The 19,843-nt window shown below is 42.4% G+C and carries 17 protein-coding genes and 4 pseudogenes; 15 read left to right on the top strand and 6 right to left on the bottom strand.

The genetic code is table 11. The features are described 5' to 3' along the window. Positions 1 to 115 precede the first annotated feature (115 nt). The 3 genes from H5300_RS03410 (at position 116) to H5300_RS03420 (ending at position 3,351) form a co-directional block, all read left to right on the top strand. Complete coding sequence (locus H5300_RS03410; RefSeq protein ID WP_259397548.1) at positions 116 to 493, top strand: hypothetical protein; 378 nt, start codon at positions 116 to 118, stop codon at positions 491 to 493. A gap of 197 nt (positions 494 to 690) precedes the next feature. Then, on the top strand, positions 691 to 1,833 hold the full coding sequence (locus tag H5300_RS03415; RefSeq protein ID WP_182795416.1) for a diguanylate cyclase: 1,143 nt from the start codon (positions 691 to 693) through the stop codon (positions 1,831 to 1,833). A gap of 96 nt (positions 1,834 to 1,929) precedes the next feature. Next, on the top strand, positions 1,930 to 3,351 hold the full coding sequence (locus tag H5300_RS03420; protein WP_182795417.1) for a hypothetical protein: 1,422 nt from the start codon (positions 1,930 to 1,932) through the stop codon (positions 3,349 to 3,351). A 159-nt stretch (positions 3,352 to 3,510) separates the two neighbouring features. Here the strand turns inward: H5300_RS03420 and H5300_RS03425 are convergent, their stop codons facing one another. Beyond that, the gene (locus H5300_RS03425; RefSeq protein WP_182795418.1) at positions 3,511 to 4,257 is read right to left on the bottom strand and encodes a nuclear transport factor 2 family protein; all 747 of its coding nucleotides are present in this window, start codon (positions 4,255 to 4,257) and stop codon (positions 3,511 to 3,513) included. 197 nt (positions 4,258 to 4,454) lie between these two features. After that, entirely contained in the window at positions 4,455 to 4,955 is a 501-nt protein-coding gene (locus tag H5300_RS03430) for a nuclear transport factor 2 family protein (RefSeq protein ID WP_017068568.1), read from the bottom strand. Between the two features lie 164 nt (positions 4,956 to 5,119). On the opposite strand from H5300_RS03430, the gene H5300_RS03435 reads away from it, so the two are divergent. Then, positions 5,120 to 6,004, top strand: coding sequence for a LysR family transcriptional regulator (locus H5300_RS03435; RefSeq protein WP_017068567.1), 885 nt, complete (start codon positions 5,120 to 5,122; stop codon positions 6,002 to 6,004). Here the strand turns inward: H5300_RS03435 and H5300_RS03440 are convergent. Continuing rightward, positions 6,001 to 7,023, bottom strand: a complete 1,023-nt coding sequence (locus tag H5300_RS03440; RefSeq protein WP_182795419.1) for a DUF2955 domain-containing protein — start codon at positions 7,021 to 7,023, stop codon at positions 6,001 to 6,003. The two genes, H5300_RS03435 and H5300_RS03440, sit on opposite strands and share 4 nt — an antisense overlap. 12 nt (positions 7,024 to 7,035) lie before the next feature. Continuing rightward, positions 7,036 to 8,084, bottom strand: a pseudogene (locus H5300_RS03445) (HlyD family secretion protein). 407 nt (positions 8,085 to 8,491) lie between these two features. Here H5300_RS03445 and H5300_RS03450 point away from each other — a divergent pair. The 3 genes from H5300_RS03450 (at position 8,492) to H5300_RS03460 (ending at position 10,458) form a co-directional block, all read left to right on the top strand. Further along, positions 8,492 to 8,734 carry a hypothetical protein gene (locus H5300_RS03450; protein ID WP_182795420.1) on the top strand — a complete coding sequence of 81 codons (243 nt, stop codon included), beginning with the start codon at positions 8,492 to 8,494 and terminating at the stop codon, positions 8,732 to 8,734. 339 nt (positions 8,735 to 9,073) lie between these two features. Beyond that, the gene (locus H5300_RS03455; protein ID WP_102534859.1) at positions 9,074 to 9,940 is read left to right on the top strand and encodes a DMT family transporter; all 867 of its coding nucleotides are present in this window, start codon (positions 9,074 to 9,076) and stop codon (positions 9,938 to 9,940) included. Then, a complete protein-coding gene (locus tag H5300_RS03460) occupies positions 9,934 to 10,458 on the top strand; it encodes a MerR family transcriptional regulator (protein WP_102503424.1) in 525 nt (174 codons plus the stop codon). Before H5300_RS03455 ends, H5300_RS03460 begins: the two co-directional genes overlap by 7 nt. 208 nt (positions 10,459 to 10,666) lie before the next feature. Here H5300_RS03460 and H5300_RS03465 read toward each other — a convergent pair whose 3' ends face one another. Continuing rightward, on the bottom strand, positions 10,667 to 12,478 hold the full coding sequence (locus tag H5300_RS03465) for a PLP-dependent transferase (RefSeq protein ID WP_182795421.1): 1,812 nt from the start codon (positions 12,476 to 12,478) through the stop codon (positions 10,667 to 10,669). 142 nt (positions 12,479 to 12,620) lie between these two features. Between H5300_RS03465 and H5300_RS03470 the strand changes: the two genes are divergently transcribed. From H5300_RS03470 to H5300_RS03485, 4 genes and pseudogenes are all read left to right on the top strand, one after another. Next, a complete protein-coding gene (locus H5300_RS03470; protein ID WP_012604166.1) occupies positions 12,621 to 13,076 on the top strand; it encodes an Lrp/AsnC family transcriptional regulator in 456 nt (151 codons plus the stop codon). A gap of 452 nt (positions 13,077 to 13,528) precedes the next feature. Further along, positions 13,529 to 13,837: a hypothetical protein gene (locus tag H5300_RS27835; RefSeq protein ID WP_259397549.1), complete on the top strand. Its 309-nt coding sequence runs from the start codon at positions 13,529 to 13,531 to the stop codon at positions 13,835 to 13,837. A gap of 159 nt (positions 13,838 to 13,996) precedes the next feature. Beyond that, positions 13,997 to 15,004, top strand: coding sequence for a tetratricopeptide repeat protein (locus tag H5300_RS03480; protein ID WP_108189165.1), 1,008 nt, complete (start codon positions 13,997 to 13,999; stop codon positions 15,002 to 15,004). 131 nt (positions 15,005 to 15,135) lie between these two features. Next, a pseudogene (locus tag H5300_RS03485) lies at positions 15,136 to 15,222 on the top strand (Lrp/AsnC family transcriptional regulator); the annotation flags it as partial. An 11-nt stretch (positions 15,223 to 15,233) separates the two neighbouring features. Here the strand turns inward: H5300_RS03485 and H5300_RS03490 are convergent. Then, positions 15,234 to 15,860 carry a type II secretion system protein gene (locus tag H5300_RS03490; RefSeq protein ID WP_182795422.1) on the bottom strand — a complete coding sequence of 209 codons (627 nt, stop codon included), beginning with the start codon at positions 15,858 to 15,860 and terminating at the stop codon, positions 15,234 to 15,236. A gap of 547 nt (positions 15,861 to 16,407) precedes the next feature. On the opposite strand from H5300_RS03490, the gene H5300_RS03495 reads away from it, so the two are divergent. The 4 genes and pseudogenes from H5300_RS03495 to H5300_RS03510 form a co-directional block, all read left to right on the top strand. Beyond that, complete coding sequence (locus H5300_RS03495; RefSeq protein WP_017077918.1) at positions 16,408 to 17,163, top strand: hypothetical protein; 756 nt, start codon at positions 16,408 to 16,410, stop codon at positions 17,161 to 17,163. A 343-nt stretch (positions 17,164 to 17,506) separates the two neighbouring features. Next, a complete protein-coding gene (locus tag H5300_RS03500; RefSeq protein ID WP_182795423.1) occupies positions 17,507 to 18,187 on the top strand; it encodes a haloacid dehalogenase type II in 681 nt (226 codons plus the stop codon). A 79-nt stretch (positions 18,188 to 18,266) separates the two neighbouring features. Next, positions 18,267 to 18,359: pseudogene (locus H5300_RS03505) on the top strand (Lrp/AsnC family transcriptional regulator); the annotation flags it as partial. 431 nt (positions 18,360 to 18,790) lie between these two features. Continuing rightward, a pseudogene (locus tag H5300_RS03510) lies at positions 18,791 to 19,720 on the top strand (carbohydrate binding domain-containing protein); the annotation flags it as partial. Positions 19,721 to 19,843 lie beyond the last annotated feature (123 nt).

The raw sequence follows: 19,843 nt of genomic DNA on the forward strand, positions 1-19,843 counted from the left end.
TTTTGAATATCATGATTCTCAAACAAGCTTTCCCGACTAGAGAGCGGTTATGCCTTTGCGAGATGATCTTGGTCTATCCTTATCATTTAGACGACTGAGTTCCGAGGCTTTGAGTATGAATAAACTGTTTTTAATCTTATTGGTTTTTATTTTGTCCGGATGCGGAACAAGTGATAGTGCTTTGATTGAGAGTGGTCACAACACCTCTTACATACAAGGTTTTCATGACGGTAGGCATAGCGGCATGCAAGAAAGCGGCAATAGCTTCGAAAACTACATAAAAGATGGAAAGCGTTTTGAATCAGACAGTGACTACAAGCAAGGCTGGATCGCGGGTGAGTCTGAGGGGAAAAAGCTACAAGCAGAAGCAACAGCGATCGGTAAAGGTGCCGCTGCTGGTTATCCTCAAAAATCGACAACGACAGATTTAGATGAAGTAGCAAAAGACACCTTAAAAAGCGTCGATACATCAGGCTTAGAGAATTTAAAATAAAAGTATAACAAAGCCAAGGTTGGGCTCTGGAATAGCTCGTACATTGCCCAGCGCTTGCCCGATACTTGCCAATGCACCTGAGCAAAAATTGATCTGCATAAGCATATAGTTTAATAATGATTAACTACTAAATATTCATAATACAAATTGCGCAATACTGAATTGAGAGAGTTCATTTTTACGTTGTTGGTGATTTCATGGATGTCCACACCTTAGCTATATATACCTCTTTGTTAGCAGCCACGGTTGCGAGCGCTATGTTGTTAACGCATAAATATATACTCGCAGGCACCACGTTAGGGGTGAATTATATTGCTTATGCTGCTTTGCTGTTAGGAGCCAGTGTTACCCCACTTTCGTTCGGCGTTACTCAATCTTCAGAATCCATCGTTTTTCTTTCCAATGGTGCATACGCAACGGCTTTTGGTTTACTACTCGTCGGCATAACCGTGTTACGAGGAGCAAGTCGGTCTTTTCTCGTAATATCAATCATCATTAGCTCCCTTGGCATTAGCTTCTTCCTTTATAGCGCCCTAATTGCGCCTTCTGTAACTTCTAGGATCGAGGCTCGAAGTATTCTCGTTGTGACGATATGTATCTTAGCCCTCTGTGCAAACTATTCAGGGGGAAAGCACGATAACAGAGAAGCAAAGTGCCTGTTGAACCTGACCCTGTTCATCAACATTCTCTATATGGCAATTCGGGGCGTACTTGCTCATACCAAAGGAACGAACTCGAACTATTACCTGATATCAGATATTCATAAATTGTCTTTCGTTATCATGACAATCACAATTATTAGCCTCGCATTTTCAGTGTTTTGGATCTTAACTGATCGTTTATTAAAGCAAACCTATCGTTCATCGATCACTGATGAACAAACCGGCCTTTATAACCGTAGAGGCCTAGCAGAGCTGATACCCAAGCTTGTTCAACCAGGTCGAGAGAGTGACATTTCTGTGCTGATGGCCGACCTCGAACACTTCAAAAAAATTAATGATACCTATGGTCATGACAAGGGAGATGATGTGATTAAGCACTTTGGTCAAATTCTTGAAGATACATGCCGAACAAGCGATTTCTGCTTCCGCGATGGTGGAGAAGAGTTTGTGGTCATGTTACCTAGAGCGAATAAAGTTCAAGCAATGCAGATAGCTGAAAGAATAAGGAACCACGCAAAACACAACTCCAATCAAGAGCTCTCTTCTGGCACGTATACTGTCAGCATTGGAGTGACTCAAGCTCTCATAAACGATGACTGGAATTCATTAATTAAAAGAGCGGATAACGCCCTCTACGACGCAAAATCTCAAGGGCGCGATTGCATTGTTGAGCGTTAAGGCGAGTTGTAAAACAGTGTAAATATTCTTCCATCACCATACATGTTGGCTAAGATTCAAGAAGTTAAACACACACAACAAGTAAGGTTAGCAAGGATGCGCATTTTTCGGTTTGTTTTAGCGATAGCATTATTGGCGTCGTCGTCCGTAGTGATGGCAAAAGATAGCGACATGATTCGTGATATCACTCGGGAGCAAGTCGATGAAAAAGCGCTCACCGATGCAATCGCTTCAAGAACATTGTCTTGGCTAACGGGAAGCTCATCTAATAATGACTATATGTCTGTTGGTCGCATGGCTAACTATTTTGGTTTTGTTGGCTTGCGCGTGGCAAGTGGACATAGCCTTTCTCGAAGCCAAGTTGCCAAGCAAACTTTATCTGTCCTCGACTCTCAGCAACGAAACACTTTGCTAGCGTTGCTTGAACAACAAAAAGCTCCTTTTGAGCAAGTTGCAAAAAGTCGATTTGCCATGAACAGAGCATTAGAAGGGTTATTAATCGGAGAGAGCATCTCGGAAAAAGAATTCCTCGAACTTGGCCAGCGCTATGGTCAGCATGAAGCCCAACTCGGCGAAATAATCGCTGAAGCCTTTGGCAAGATTATCCAAACTTTAACGGAAGAACAGAAACAGCAGCTCGACGCTATTCGACATGCTCACCTCAACGGAAAAGGTCAAGAGCTAGCAAAAGGTAACTCTAAGCCAAAGATTAAACTCAATAAAAATGACAAAAAAGAGCTAACTAACCTCGCCGCTCGCTTCTTAAGCTGGTCTACAGGTAGTGAAGCGTTTAATGACTTTGAAGTAGTGGGAAAACCTAGCCAGCACTTTGGTTTTGTAAGCTTAAGAATGGCTTCTAATCACGGGGTTAAACGAGGCCAAGTATCTAAAGAGGTAATGTCATTACTCACTGCAGATCAACGAAAGGTACTGGAACAGGCTGCCAAAAGAAATATTGATGAGTTTAATCGTTTTATCGAGCAACGCGGAAAGCTAATGCGCAACTTAGAAGTCGCACAAAATGGTCAATCGATTGAGACCGAAAATGTACTCAGATATGGTCGTGAGGTCGGAAAGGTTGAAGCCAGCATGACCTGGAGCCAAGCGATGGCCATGCTCAAAGTACGAGCATCATTAACAGATGAACAGTCTCAATCTCTACTCAGTATTCGCAACAAATATACCGCAGTTGGCGATCAAAACTTACCGAAAAATAGTGTAGAGCGAGGTCGCCAGCTTTATTCACAATGTAGCTTGTGTCATTCAGACAGCTCAACCACGGCTCCCAATTTGAATTCAATTGTTGGTCGTAAAGTGGCTTCAGATGACAGCTATAACAATTACTCTAAAGCCATCATCGATTTTTCTGGCAGCCATAATGTTTGGACGGAAGCCTTGCTAAAGCAATTTATTGCATCACCTAAGGCTTTGATTCCGGGTACATATATGGGGTTCTCAGGCTTGCGAAATACTCAGGACCAACAAGCGTTAGTCGACTATCTAAGTTCGTTAAATTAGCCGTTTGGGGCGAATTCAAAGAGCCAAACTCATTGAAGATCCGATAGCGAATACGCCAAAGTGTGCGGCGTATTCGCTTAACTATTTTGGCGGTATGTGAAGGTCTTTCACACTCACCACTCATAAACCGAAAACCGAGCCATCCCCCTTAAAACGACTCTAGAACTTCCCACCATTTACCCATTCTGCTTTTGGTGGCACGGGCTCTTGGTTTACCCATATCTCTTTAATTTGACCTCCCTCAACTCGGAATAGATCAAAACGCGCAACCTCGAGACCATGTTCAATAACTCGGCTGTAAGCTGCTACGAAGTTACCTTGACCGACAATCTTGAACACTTGGTCATAGCCACCAATATAACTCTCCAAAGGGCTCACATCTGAGGCTTGATAAACGGCTAGCTCTTCGTGCTGGAGATACTTTGATAGCTTGTCTTTCTGCCCTAGTACCATGACATCACATAAAAAATCACGGATAAGGTTCTTATTCTCTTCTGTTTTATCTAAGTCAGTATGATTGATTGGCCCTTGCAGTCGACCTTCCCCTTCCGTCGGTTGAGCTTCGAAGGCAGAAATCACATCCCAATGTTCAATAATTTTATCGTCATTATCGGTATCGAATAGATCCGTAGTCACCCACTTATATTCGCCATTATTAATATCTTGGAATGCTTGAACAAACACGAATTGGCCATCGACGATTGAACGTATGATCTTTATGTCTCTAACAGGGCAGCGTTTTAAGAACGGTTCGAAGAACTCAACAAAACCATCAATACCGTTGCGAACCCCAGTGCTATGTTGAGTATAACGTTGACCGGTGTACTTCGTTACCGCCTCTAATGCATGACCATCTCGGATACCTTCCATATACAGATTAGTCGCATTCGCTAGCTTATTGCTCATAAATAGTTTCTCCAAACTTAATAGTGCCAAAGTACGTTATTTGGCTCGTACACTGAAACTCAGAACTAGATTGTCTCAGGTGTCCTTTTAACTGTCGGATTGTTGAATAGGCTCTTCGCGTCGCTATTCAAAACCAAGTTAAGCTCGATATACGTCTACAGCATATCGAGCCTTTACAACCTAATTGGTCACTGTGGTTACTGTTTGGCGTGATAAGCTTTAGATACTGCGTAGCTATCCTCAAACCAGTTCCAACTCTTCACTTTGCCATCTTCAACCTGAACTCGAACCGCCCAGCTGAATTTACCCGTGTCTACACCAGATTCATTCGCAATGGCACTCATGCTGCCCATGAACACTGCTTGGTCGCCGTTTACAAAACTATAGTCTGTTGACCAGCTTGTGACTTTCAAACCTGCGCCAAATAGAGGAAAGAAAGTGTTGAGCACTTTTTCTTTTGACTCCCAGTTACCGATCCAAGGGATGTCGGCGTCACCTTCGTTGTGCCAGACAAAATCATCGGCCATTAATGACTCGAGTTTTGCCATATCACCTGAGCCTGCCGCCCATAAGAATGCTTGAGCCGTTTCTAATGTCTTTGCTGAATCGACTGCTTTTGTTTCATCTGCAAAGGCTGGAGTGAATTGAAAGAAAGCCAGAAGACTCGCTAGACCGATAAGTAGATTTTTCTTTAACATTTTCTTTCTCCTGATTGTCAATTTTGAAGCTCAATGCGTGGGAGATTAAAAGTGCCATCAGTGCATGCTTTGAACTTCAGTTCTGTTTGTTGCCTTGTTGAGATAACTATAGCTGTGCTAAATTTTTGGTAAACTCACTAATTGAACACGTTGGATATGCGCAAATGCACAACATAAGATGGGATGACCTGCAATATGTTCTAACAGTGGCGAATGAAGGATCCCTGTCGGCCGCGGCAAGAGCACTTGGTGTAAACCACAGCACCGTTTTACGTCGTATTGACACCTTTGAGTATCGTCACAAATTACGGATTTTCCACAAACTTCCTACCGGATACAAACTAACGGTTGAAGGACAAAAGCTTCTGGAGTCAGCTCTCGCTATCGAATCCACAGTAAGAGAATTGGAACACAAGGTTTTTGGACAGGAATTGAAGCTAGAAGGAACGCTAAGAATAACGACGACCGATGCGTTATCTCGTCTCATTCTGGGTACTCATTTGGCTGCTTTTCATCGGCTTTATCCAAAAATTCAGTTAGAACTCAGCCTCACATCTCGTCAATTGGATATTTCGCACCTAGATGCAGATATCGCGATTCGCCCGGCAAATGAGTTGCCAGCCCATTTGGTTGGGACCAAGTTAAGTAAAATTGCGTTTGGTGTTTACGGATCGCCAGAATATATAAATGGCCTTAAGAGTAAGCACCCCTTAAAGTCTGCTTCTTGGTTAATGATGCATAGAGGCAGTGCTTCGCTACAGGTTTCTGAACTGATTTCAGAAGACAAAATTGTCATGAAAGCCGACTCTTTTGAGCCCCTGATCATCGCGGCTGAAAATCAGATGGGGTTAGCCTACTTACCCTGCTTTTTAGGTAACAGTGAGGGAACTCTGCAAAGAGTAGATATGGAAGTGATGCACCAAAATACAGACCTATGGATGATGACTCATAAAGATTTAGAAGATTCAGCCAGAGTAAAAGCATTTTTTAATTTTATGAAAGGCGCAATCAAATCAGACCATAATCGGTTGGCCGGATTTGATTATTAGCGAACGAGTGCCGGCTCTTCACCATTAGGCTTACGAACAAAATGACACAAAGCCCACAGCACAAACAAAGTCACAGCCAGCTCCCAAGCGCGTAGGAAGGTACTTTCCAACCCTAAGTTGCTACTGGTCATATACAACTGAATCGGCAGCATGGTCGCTAATAATGCATCGGCATGAACGTCTCTGGCTGAACCTTTCGCTTTGGCCATTGATGCGGTGATCATAAACGCAAAGAAACCCAACACTATGGTGTAGTAACCAAATGTAGACTGATGCCCTGCCATCAACAAGGTGAACACCACGGCTACTGCACAGCCGCCTACTTGAGTTTGAAAACGGCGGTCAACCACGTCTATAAAGCTTTTGTGTGTGGTTTGGGTTGCAGCAGCAATCACTGGAACCATGCAGAACGTTGCTGAGATGATGTCAACGATCATCAAGAATGCTAAACCAAGACCAATCAATGCGAGTGAAATGGCTCTGCTCTCAAATGTGACAGGCTGTTCTTTAAATACAGGAGGCTTATTTCCTTGCTCAACAGGGAACAAAGCCACCATAGTTTTTGCTACTACCATGGTAATCAGCATGGATACCAAAATTTCATGAATGCGCATCGGCATATCCATGGTGGTGTGCTGAGCAAACACCACAATCAAAATCCAGTTGAAGGTTGGCATCAACATTTTACCTTTCTTCGCTGGCGTAGTGGCTCGACGACGCATAAAGTCGAAGAAGAACAGGCTGATGGTCCACACCACAAACGGATGCTGTGAAAATACCTCAGTCACCACCAGCGCTGTACTTGCTGCCAATAAAGTGGGTGACAAGGTACGGATAAGGCCAAGCCAAGAGTAATCTTTATTCTTGGTCATGATGATGGTTGGATACAACGCCAGATAAACAGGAGAGTCTAGGTTTAGTAGCTTTCCCAACACCATACAAATCGTCACAGTAAGTGCGACACGCAGCGCTTCATTACGTTGAGAATGACCCTGTGCGGTGTTTTCGAATGTCCACATAGTCATCTCCTACTAGTAGATGTAGCGAAATATTGAAACCAAGTGAATCCAAGCCGAACCAATAACGTGCATTATTGGGTTACCGCTTTCTACGATCACACTCGCTCTTGAACCTGAGATCATCGAAGGATCCAATTCATTAACGCTAATGCGGGTACGTACTTTCTGTTGCTCACGGATCCAACGCGTATCATTGGTCACGCTAGACAGCTTGCCATTGGCATTATTGGTGTCGTAAATCGCACGCTCTTGGCTACTCACTTCCCCCGTAAAGACTTTGCCCGGTAGCGCATCAAAAGAGACAAAACTTCGCGCCCATTTGTTAGCTTATCAATGCCTTTCTCATTGAAGTCCGCACTGATCCACGCATGAGCTTCATCCACCAGCAGCAATGATGAAGTACCTTGAGTGATATAACTGCCCGATTGCAATTGTAAGTTGGTCACGACACCTTCCGTTTGCGCGACGACTTGTGTGTGGCCTAAATCCAGTTCCGCACTGGCAAGTTTTGCTTCTGCTAATTCAATGGCCGCTGTGCGGTCTTGGGTCGATAACTCAACTTCAATACGTTTCACTTCTGCGTTCGCAGCTTCAACCGCACTACTCGCAACTTGTGTATTGGTGATTGCGTCATCAAGATCTTGTTCAGTCGCGAGCCCTTTGTTACGCAGTTTTTGGTTACGTGCGAGTTTCTGTTTCGCATTGTGGTATTCAAACTCTCGTTGGCTTTGTGTTTGTTTCGCTGCTGCTAATTGCTGCCATTTCGCTGAGTCAGAATCACGCGCTTGATGCAGTTCGGCTTGCGCTTGTGCCACTTTCAATTGGTAGCTACTGGCATCGATAGCAAATAATGGCTGATCTTTTTCAACCAACTCGCCATTACTAACCATGACATCGGTAATCACACCGGACACTTCTGGCGCAATGGTCGCCACGTTACGATACAAAGTCGCTTGAGTGGTGAAAGGGGAAACATTATCTGAGGTGACTAAAAAAGCGGAGAACAATGCTGCCGCCGACAAAACAGTGTAAATCGCGTATCCATCACAATTTTTGTTCATGCTTGTGCCTAGTTTTCATTCATTATGACGCGCCGCGCTCACGGCTTATTCGATTCTCTTTTCTACGAAAACTAGGGTATAACCATGCACAATTGGAAAATAGAGACAATAAAAGAAGTGTGGATTCCACATTTGGAAAGGTTGATAATTTGTACCGATTTCGCTCAATGGTTGAGCGAAAATCTCAAATTGGGATGTGTTGAAACGTTAGAATTCCGTTCCTACCCGTTCCTTCCCTACGATCAATAGGAGATTGAAGAAGTAAACCGTACCCAGTTACATTCCATTAGATTACTGAATTTGCACTAGCTTCTTATGGTTAAAATGCCTATTGTACAAACCATAAAGTTATAAAGACTCGCGGCCTTTGCCACAGAGACTCTCCATTTAAAGCGAAAATACTTACTATGAATTTTGATATCAATGCACTGAAACACCACCAACTGGTCGAAGATGGTCAATTAGAAGGGTGTTACATTCATCAGCCTGTGCAAGGCAGTCAACCAGATGACAAAGCGGTTTTAGCAGAGCGCAAAGCACTGGAAAGCCAAGGATATAAGGTGGTTCAGGTTAAAGCGAAGGGCGGAACAACTACATTTGCCGAAGCTATGCAAGAGCTTGCGAAAAAGACAGGCCACCAGCCAAAATAGTAAACGAGTGGATAGAGGGAGTTACAAAGTTCGCTAACAACAGTCCTTCGAGAACCCCTACCGCGCGATCTCAATATGCGCCATTTCATACTGACAACAAGGGCTGTAACTGGTGCTTTTTTGAGTTAGTTAGCCCTTATTGTCATAGCCTCCCCTTTCATGTTTCAAAGGGATTGCTTTTCCGCTGATGACTCATATCACTTGACCTGTCTACAGGTAACGACTTTAGAATGATTAGCCTTATGCTTATCATGACTAAAGAGGCACATTTCGTTGCACCAATTACGAGACTTACAGCAGTCAAAGCTATTTCAGCTCTTCGACCATCTACCATCGACAATGAAAGGGATCACTCTTGCCCTTATATCTACAGCACTGTTTACGATCGTTGGGGTATTTGTTCGACAGCTCAGCACAGACTATGACACCTTTCAGATCCTGTTCTTTCGCCAGTTCATTTTTATGTTATTGCTCATGCCTGCGATCAGCAAAAATATCGGTGTGCTACTTAAGCCCAACAAAATATCGCTTCACCTACTAAGAATACTAGGCGCTTTTACCGCTCTATATTTTGGCTTTATTTCAGTGAGCAATATTCCATTTGCTGACGCAACAGCACTCGGTTTCTTGCAGGTACTTTTTGTGGCTCTAATCGCTCATTTCGTGTTGGCAGAGCAGATCACCGGCAGTCGAATTTTCACAATTGTAGTTGGCTTTATCGGGGTAATGACGGTTGTTCGACCGACCTTTGCAGCAAGCCATAGCCTTTATGTTTTATCTGGCGTAATTGCCGCACTAGGCGCGTCGGTAGCGGTAGTGTGTGTTAGGAAAGTGGCACAGAGCGAACCCAAGATAACATTAATGGCATACCAAGCTCTGGCAATTGGTTTGATGACATTAATACCAACCCTTTACTTATGGCGCACACCAACAGTCGAAGACTTCATGTTACTGCTGTTAGTTGGCCTCATCTCTTCGTTTGCTCAGTATGTTGGTATCTCTGCATATAAATGGGCGCAAGCCAACATCATTGCCAATGTTGAGTATGTAAAGATTATCTATTCACTTATTATTGGCTTAGTTGTCTTTGCTGAAATTCCTGATTTATGGTCAATGATTGGCGCACTGATTATTCTTATTAGTGCATTGATTCCATTGATTTGGTCTCACTATCAAACCACCAAAGAGGGTAGCCCTAAGTGTTGAGCATCAAACAATTTTGTGAACAACTAGAGGTATCTCGAACAACGGTTCTCTATTACGAGCGAAAGGGGCTAATCACTCCCGCAGCTAGAACACCTAACGGTTATCGCCAATATGGCGAACGAGAACTTGAAAGGTTTAGAGCAATACTTGCCTATCGCTCTTATGGTATTCCCGTCAATGAGATTGAGAGCCTGCTACACCAATCTCAGGATGAAGACCGAGATACGGTACTAAGACAACAGTTTGCAGCTCTCGATCTAGAAATTCAAAAGTTGCGCCAGCAGCAACAATCCATAATGGCTTTACTCAAAGAGCCTGAACTTCTAAATCAAGGCCTACTCACCAAAGAGCGTTGGACAGAAATACTTAAAGAATCAGGAATGGATGAACAGGGTATGATCAATTGGCACAAACGCTTTGAGCAGATGGAGCCACTAGGACATCTCAAATTCCTTCAATCTTTAAATATCGATGAAGATGAAATTGAGCAGATAAGGGCGTGGTCACGAAAGCCATGAGGTATTGATATAAATTACCCACATTCCACGAGTTAAAGGCTATTAGGTGATTCATCGACGCGTTTTTCTAGGATTGGTTCTAGATTGGTTTATGCCGCTACCTTGAACCCAAAAGGCCTCGCACACGCGAGGCCTTACGTTTTTCATTTAACGTTTACAGCTCCCTACTTCACTGATTTCTTTTGTTAACTTTCCTTACTGACCTAAGTTACTGACTCAGCTGACTGAACTTCGGCAAGCTCTTCACAAACCTCTGGTGTACATCCATATAGGTTTGCATATAAATTTCATCGATACTGTCACCACTCGGGAAACTCGATGAGAAGTCTGCGTGTTTGCGGTCAATCGACAATTTAGCGGCCTCGATAATGTGAGCGATGAACATTCGAGGATCTTCTAAGCCGATAGAGATACGCATTGTGGTCGGTTTAATACCTGCTTCATTAAGCGCTTCACCGCTGAGTTCTGAGTGCGTGGTCAGTGCTGGACACAAGGCCACGGTGTTGGTTTGCCCTAAGCTCACTTGCATGCCGATTGCTGGCTCAAGCATGTCGAAGAACTGTTTAAACCCATCTCGATTGATTGGGGCACGGTCGCCGTTACCTTCCATATCGATTGTGAAAAGCGCCGCTGGTAAACCCAAGTACATGTTGTTCTGGCAGTGTTCATAGTTATCGCTGTCTGGCAAAGCTGGACACGACACATTGATGTCTGGGTGAGCATCAAAAATCTTCGCCAGAGTCAGGGTGTTAATCGTTTTCTGCACCACTCGCATCTCATACGTTTTCATACCATTGAGCACTTCAAACGCTTTGTCTGCGTCTAGGAATGCGCCCTTAATGTAGTACACATTCCAAAACAGCGTTTCGTTCCATGGAATGGTGACCTCATCGCCGTTGGACTTGTTGAAAGTGACTTCCTCTCCTTTTGGAATAAACATGGTCTCGTTGCGGCCAATCACAACTCCAGCGGTTGTGGTGCCAGAACCCGCCAGTTCTTTGGTGTAAGAGTGAATGACATAATCTGGCCTTTCCATAACGTCATCACGTTTTAGTACTGGGTGCAGTAATGGAGTCCCCACTGTCGAATCAACAATCACATCCCAACCACGAGAGTGACCAGCTTTACTGATGCTAGCAACATCCAACACGTATCCATGCGGGTTACACGGTGACTCTAGGTAAACATAGATCTTCTTACCACCAGCGAGACGGTCTGCGTATTTGTCGGCAACTTCATCAAGGCGCGTCGCGAACTCATCACCGGAGTAACCATCCACCCACTCTACTGCAACATTCAGGTTAGACGGTTTGCCAAACCAATCTTCCAACAGCTGGTAAGAACCACCATAGATATTACGTGAAGCCAAGACAATGTCTTCATGACCAAGTAAATGGCTCAACAACCCATCAATAGCCGCCATACCCGAGTTAAAGTTCCATGCGAGGTACTCATTGGCTCTAGAGCCTACCTCAATATCAACCATGTGATTAGCCAGTGAAATCGATGTTGGATTAAGCAGTCGAGAGTAAATATCGTGCAGCGGCTCTTTACCGTTAAACGCATCTTCAATCCATTCTGTACATGCAAACAAATACGTGGCTGTGCGCGTAATAACCGGGCTTGCCGAGAAGATAGCCGCCACATTATCGAAGATAGGATACGCACCTTTAGACGCAAAATTGCCATTATTGGTAGCAATAGATTGGTAATTAGCACGCATTGGGTTTTGCAGGTTGTCGAGGATCTTAGCGATCTGGAATGACAAGAAACGTTTGGCGTTAAACCAAGCGATTCGGTCACTCTTGTCGAGTTCTGAAAGTCCATCAACCGTCAATGCCCAAAGATCGTGAGTCTTGGTATTGGCTTGGTACAGTGTCGTCGCCAGTTCAATCAGCGTGACGCCGTAATCACTGTTTGGGTCGATACCAAAATGCTTTGCTTGTTCAATGGCAAGGGCTTCTGCTTGTTCATGTTTGGTTGTTTTACGCAGCGGGCTAAGTTGAGTTGATGTATTCATAATTCCTAAGTCATTCCATGCTTATTGTTCCTCCTTTAATTTTAGTTTTGTGCAGATGCTAAAAATTGCTATTTGCGAAGTAAGACATACACTTTGAGCAATAATATTGCCAAATAAACTTGAATATTGATGGGATATGCCAATGGATGAGATCGACAAGAAAATACTGGCTGAACTGCAAAGCAACGCCCGCCTGACTAATCAAGAGTTAGCCGATCGCGTGGCACTGTCGCCCTCACCTTGCTTACGCCGAGTTCGAGCATTAGAGAAACAAGGGATTATTCGCGGCTATCACGCCAGTGTCGACCAAGAAGCATGCGGCTTGCCTGTGAATGTATTTGTGTTGGTGAAACTTGAAAAGCCAACTGAAGAGAATATGCGAGACTTTGAGCAGCACATTGAAGTGATTGATGAAGTATTAGAGTGCTTTCTGATGACGGGCAATCATGACTACCTGTTGCACGTGGTGAGTGAATCGCTCAAAAGCTACGAGCAGTTCATCCGCAAGCAACTAACCCGCCTGCCCAATATTGCTTCTATTGAATCCAGCTTCGCCTTTGGTCAGGTAAAAACAAAGACTAAGCTGCCCGTGAGGTAAATGGGGGGCGTTGCTGTTTGGGTTTGAGGAGTTCTTGAGGCTGACCTGAAGTAACGTAAGCAGGAGTTACATATTTTCATTGTGACCTATAAGCTTACTAACTAATTGATTTAAATTTAAAATGAAAGGTCTCATAATATCTATATAAAGCCCATCCCCCCAATCCTTAAACGCGATAGCTAGAAATGAATTTTGTGCATTTAGTAGTGATACTTTTTTTCTTGTGTTTTGGTAGTTCAACGATGGCTATAACCAGTAATGACTATATCGTTGTTAGCCAGCCTGATTTAGAAAACAGTCTTTCATGTGAAAAAGTCGAAGGAAGGAGCTCGATTTGCTTAGCTTCTATTTTATGGCATCCATCTCCAGAAGCCTATGTTATCAAGTTCAAAGTTAACCGCACCTCCGACTCGAAAGATATAGAATGAATAACAATAGAGTCTGCTAGATTAATGTCTGTATATTTAAATCCACTAACCGCAAAATTTTATGAAACAAAGCCTGCTTTAATAGATATGTTGGATGTAACTGAGTTTCATGCTGAGAATATCATTGTTGAAATTGAGTTTGATAATAATGGCAGTTACTACTCAGCATACTTTTATCCAAAACTGACAAATGAGAGTTTGAGTTTAATACATGACTTTTTTGAAGGGAAAGTTGACACCTACAAGCACCTGTTCGATGTATGTGAAAAAATGAACAGAGCTCAAGAAGATCATGTTTTTCAAGAATATTGTGTGTTTACTAATGTTCCATAGAAAGTAGTTTTGCTAAACGATTCTGGCTGCTCTAGCATTCGGAAAAGCCCTAGATCTCATTGTAGTAAATCAAGAGACCTACATTTATAAAAAACCTTTATTTTCAAAGCTACCTTGTTATATTCATGTGAAACTTAACTAATATAATAAATGGCTTAAATGATGAAACAAAGTTGTACTTTTTTAACGTCACTGTCGTTGCTGTTGTCAGCTAATACTTTTGCATACGATCTTGAGATTGAAGCTTTTGAAGGTAAAGAGCTCGCATTATTAAAGACCGCAGAAAACTCTAGCGATAACGAATTGCTAATGCAGGCTGCTAACCTTTTGATTGAAGATTCAATGTATGAAGAAAACCTAGAACGCGGTTATGAGTACATGAATCAACTCGCGGAGTCTGGTGAGGTGAAAGCAATCATTACCTTGGCAGATAAGTATTACTACGACGAGCAGTACGAAAAAGCACTGGCTTGGTACCATAAAGCCGAATCCAGCAAAGACGCTTATGCGCTCTACTCATTAGGCGTGATGTATTTTGATGGCGAAGGTACACCTGTCGACCTTAAGAAAGGCAACGATTATTACCTCGCTTCTGCACAAGCTGGTTATTCTGACGCTATGTATCAACTCGCATTTTCATACGATGAAGGTCAAGGCGTCACTCAGGATTTCACTAAGTCTGCTTATTGGTTTGAGCAATCGGCAAACTTAGGCGATGCAAGTGCCATGTACAACTTGGGTATTTCTTACCTAAATGGACAAGGCGTTGAAAAGAGTTGCTCTAAAGCGATGCAATTATTTAGCAACGCCATTGAAGAAGATGAACATACACTTTCCTATGTGAAGATGGGTGATATTTACTCTTCTACTCGATACAAAAAACCGTGTGGTTTCAAAACTACAGACGCAAAAAAAGCATTAGAGTATTACACTAGCGCCGCTATGCAGGGCAACGATTATGGTCAGTATTCCGTTGGTTACGCCTACCGTAATGGTCACGGAACATGGAGTGATTTTGTTAAAGCGTTAGCATGGTTTGAAGTCGCGCAGGAATACGGAAACTCGGATGCAGAGAAAGAGATAATCGACGTTAAACAGTACATGACAAAAGAAAACATTGCCGCTGCTGAGCAACTCAAAGACTCTTTAATTGAAGATATCTGGTAAGGATAATAACGACTCTAATTTACATGGATTAAAACGCTTCTGCCCAATAACCTGTTAGAGATCGGTTTATTGTAATCGCCCCAAAACTAAGGCCTCGAAAATGCGAGGCCTTAATTGTATCTACAGAGTGACTAACCCGCCTGCCCAATATCGCTTCTATTGAATCCAGCTTCGCCTTCGGTCAGGTAAAAACAAAGACCAAGTTGCCCGTGAGATAATTAGAAACGACTTAATTTAGCTGTGCTGATGGCATTGGATAGTCATCTCCAATCATACAGATAAGTGCGCCACCAAAAGCTTTGTCGTAACGTATTTTTCCTGTCGAATCAGAGCTTTCGATACTCGAACTGCCGTCCACAATGTGATTAATTTCTTGTGCGATTTTTGTTGGTACCAACCAGATACAAGCCGCAACAGAGCAAGTGGATGATGACGATTCGCAACCTGTCTCGGTGCTTCCTCGTGCCCACTGGCTATCCTTTTCCTTAAGCAGTAATTGCGTTGCTATGTAATCCGGGTGGTCGATGTACTGATCACCACCTATCCATGTATCGTCATAAGGTAGGTATGGTCCTTTCCATGTTGATAAGCCCGGATTTTCGATTAAGTGATTGATGTTTAAGTAGCCGAAGTTCGTGTCGGTATCGGAAGTGATGGGAGGCAAAGAACCATTATCACGAGAATATTGCTCAGCAGCATCCAAAACAATATTAAGTTGCCCGATTAGAAATTTAGCCTCGTCGGCACGGGACATACGGTTCCCGAACTGGTTGTAGATAAAAAAAGCGGCAATGAGCATGAGTAAACTAAACGCGGAAAGTTTCCATTTTTTTATCTGACGCAAAAGTTTCAACATCTATTTTTATCTCTCATAAAGAAGGTTCTGATAACGCTAAGGCTGCTCTTATAGGAAAGATTATACCAGAGTAAAATCAAGCGTTTTGCATTGAAACATTCTGCCCGATTGACCGTAAATATACCTAGCTCTTAAAGACCATTTATAACTAGAGCCTCCCCAAAAACGAATAGTCAAAACCACTCTACTTCACTGATTTACTTGCTGTCATCTGCAAAACATTAATTGATAGCTGAACTACATTGCAGACATCGAACTAATTATTTATTTCAACCTAGTAAAGGGCGAGAAATTGCACATACGTTGAAATAAGATTGCTACTTGATAGAAAGCTAAATCTAATGATAAATTTCTAAGGTAACATGCTGAAATTTAATTGACATCATCATATTAAATAGCGCAAAATGGCAATGGCTTTTCATGAACGCCAGCCCACCCCAAGGCAAATCTCTATAGAGAATCACTTGTTTGTATTTTTAAATTGTTTTCGTGCCTATTGGGTACAGTGAGGGGTGCGCTGTTTGCTCGATGGCTATAGGAAAGCATCATGTTAAATAACAAACAAAACTTAGTATCTCACGTAAAAAAACAAGCCAAACTCCTCAGTAAATCAGAACCTGATAAATGTTATAACGACTGTTTGAACATCATCGCTAAACAGTTAGGCTATCAGGATTACCATAATATTTTACAGAAAAATAAACTTTCAGTTGAACAAGCGCATCCACTTGAATCCTATTCTTTATATATTAAAACTGTATTGTTGAGGAGTGTAGACGAAAGCCAACACTATCACGATCTTTCTTACGAAGAACCTGAGTTTCCTGAGAGCTTATATATTACGCAAATAGAGAGGAATAACCTCCCTGGAATTCACAAGTTCAGTAAGGAAGAAATTGCCGAAGAACTTTTTTCTTTGTTATTTTTTCAGATTAATACTAAATCTGATTTACACAAAATTGAGTGGCTTACACGGTGGGCGGTTTATAAAGATGGAATAAAAGACATCGGATATAATTTACTAAAATCCGACAAGACTAATGATTGTGAACTGGGCTATTTGCTAGTTTCTCTCGGGCATTACTATCGTTCTTTAATGGATAATTGTTCATACAAAATTGGAGAACATATCGATTTCAAGTCTTATTTTGGTTACTGGTTACATTCTGTGTATTCTAATGATGAAAGTAACCCAACCATCAAATCATTACGGCTTAATTTTTCTGTCGCTTCTCCTGAATTAATCAATAGCGCAACAAGTTGGGCACCTAAATGGTGGCTAAAACAAGCTGGCCGCATTTAATACACACTCAAAAGTGTAACCAAAAACGCCACCGTTCTAAACGGTGGCATTTCGATTTTTGAAATATAAGAAGTGATGCGAAAACAAAGAATACCCTCCTCTGCTAAATTCAGACTTAGAGTCATTTCCTCAAATGAAATAAAGCTAATCATCATTTCAGATTTGGCGTTGCATGATACCTATGAAGCAACGCCAGACTTGAGTTGGCGGGTTTATCGCTGACGCATTCCGGCCCCTTTTCAAATTAGAGAGCAAAGCTCAAGTTACTTAAATCGAGGTTGTAAACCGTATCGTCAGAGCGGATTATGTAAGCATGAAATTCAATTAAATCTGGGTTCTTCGCATGGAAAAAGAAGTGATACTGTTTGATATAAACGAAACGGTTTTAAATTTGGAGTCATTACAGCCTAAATTTAAAGCGGTATTTGGCAGTGAGGATGCACTATCGCTTTGGTTTTCAAAGCTTTTACATTCCTCAACGGTTTGCATCGCAACAAACGTAAAATCTACTTTTTCTGAATTAGCGAATGCAGCGCTCGACGCTATTGCACAGCGGTACAATTGTGATTTAACGGCGGAAAGCAAAGATGCCTTGTTAACTTCCTTTGCCAATCTACCAGCGCACACTGATATCAAAGCATCTTTACTTAAATTGCGTAACAACGGTTTTAAAACCGTCGCTTTTTCCAACTCATCCCTCGACCTCATCGCTTCTCAAATCAAGAACTCGGGCTTAGAAGATTATTTCGACACAATCATTTCTGTTGAAGAAACAGGCAGTTTCAAACCAAATTCAGATGTGTATAACTTTGCAGCAGACACTTTAAAAGAACCTGTCGAAAACCTTCGTCTTGTCGCTACTCATGATTGGGACACTCATGGTGCGCTATCCGCTGGCTTGCAAGCAGCCTATATAGACCGTACAGGCGTTGAGTATCATTCCTTGTATTTGAAGCCGGAGATTAGCTCAAAGACGATGGATGGTGTGGTAGAACAGATAATTAAGCACAATTTAGACAAGTAAAACCTCAAGAGGCTTTTGCTACTCCCGCTCGGTACAAACAAAAAGGCCTCGCACACGCGAGGCCTTAATTCTATCTACAGAGCAATTAACACGCCTGCCCAATATTGCTTCTATTGAATCCAGCTTCGCCTTCGGTCTGGTAAAAACTAAGACCAAGCTTTCCGTGAGATAAATGTGTGACGCTGTTGTTTGGGTTTATGGGGCGCTAGAGGCTGATCTTCATCATGCCTTGAATCGGAAGCAATATGTGCTTGCACGGTCTTCAACTAGAAATCAGAACCAAACTGAATTGTGCGCATAATTTTCAGTTGGTTAGGTAAGGGCTGGATCGAACTTTAGTAGAGGTTACATTTACTATAGGCAGGGCTTGTGAATAAGTGCTTATTTTGGGTTCATCGCGGCTTTCCCCTGAAAGCCGAGATGAACTTTTTTCAATAATCTAGCGTGTGAAAGCATTTGACAGGTCGATATCACATTGCTTTACATCACATATGTTAATAAAAGTAATGTTACTTACATTTATAAATGTGATGTTTATCTCCATTCATCTTTTGATTACTTTCTAAGCTTAGTTGGTTTTTATCCGATTAAACAGAAGGTTATATGATAAATAGAATAATAACACTAAGTGGCGTTGCATTACTTTGTTCAGCGAGTGCGCATGCGCAAATGCAAAATGGAAGTTTCGAAAACTGGGAAGGAAACGTACCATCTGGATGGAGTGTAATTGATTCCGGCATTGCGGTATCACCCTCTACCGACCCTGTCAATAACGGCAGTTTCTCTGCACAAGTCACAGTGAATACAAGTACTCAAAGTAATACCGATTTTCTTCAAACGATAAGTGTTGAACAAGGGAAAACTTATGATTTCTCTGTCGATGTTTATCACACTGAAGGTAACGTGAAAGCTCGCCTTTTTGTTGATGGCTATTTAGGCTACTCGAATAATGGTTTAACGAATCAGTGGCAAGCATTGACTCACTCGTACAGCGCTACGAACACTAAAGATATCGTTGTGGGCATACGATTTTATGATGATGCAGGTTTTGATGGTTCGGAAGTGGTGTATTTAGATAACTTTCAGCCTACGGAGGCTCCACCAACACAAAGCTGCAATGACACAAGTGCCGCACTCACGCTAGTGACGGATAACTATGGCTCTGAAACCAGTTGGTCTCTCAAAAACTCAGTTTCTCAAACTCTTTATTCTGGTTCAGACTATCAAAGTAACACCAACAATGAAGTGGAAATGTGTTTAGCAGATGGTAGCTACACCCTAGAAGTCTCAGACTCTTATGGAGATGGAATGTGCTGCAGTGTGGGGAGTGGTTCATACAGTTTGTCGGTAAACGGAACCGTTGTGGCATCTGGTGGTGATTTCCAAGCAAGTCAGAGTACAGAATTTACGATTGGTGGCTCAACGACTACACCACCAACTGAACCACCAGTGTTAGGTGAGTATTACAAAGACGCTGAAGGCAAAGTGGGCTTTGCGTTAAAAACGGCCTTATATCAAATTATTGATAATCATATACCCGTGATCAATGAAGGTGCTTGATTTTCGATAAAATCAGGATCATGCTAAGACCCATGAAAATTACACTGACTCCTCAACAAAAGCTGCAACTCGAGCAGATGCACGATTCTACTCGTG

The sequence above is a fragment of the Vibrio sp. SG41-7 genome, assembly GCF_014164465.1.
Taxonomy (GTDB): Bacteria; Pseudomonadota; Gammaproteobacteria; order Enterobacterales; family Vibrionaceae; genus Vibrio; species Vibrio splendidus.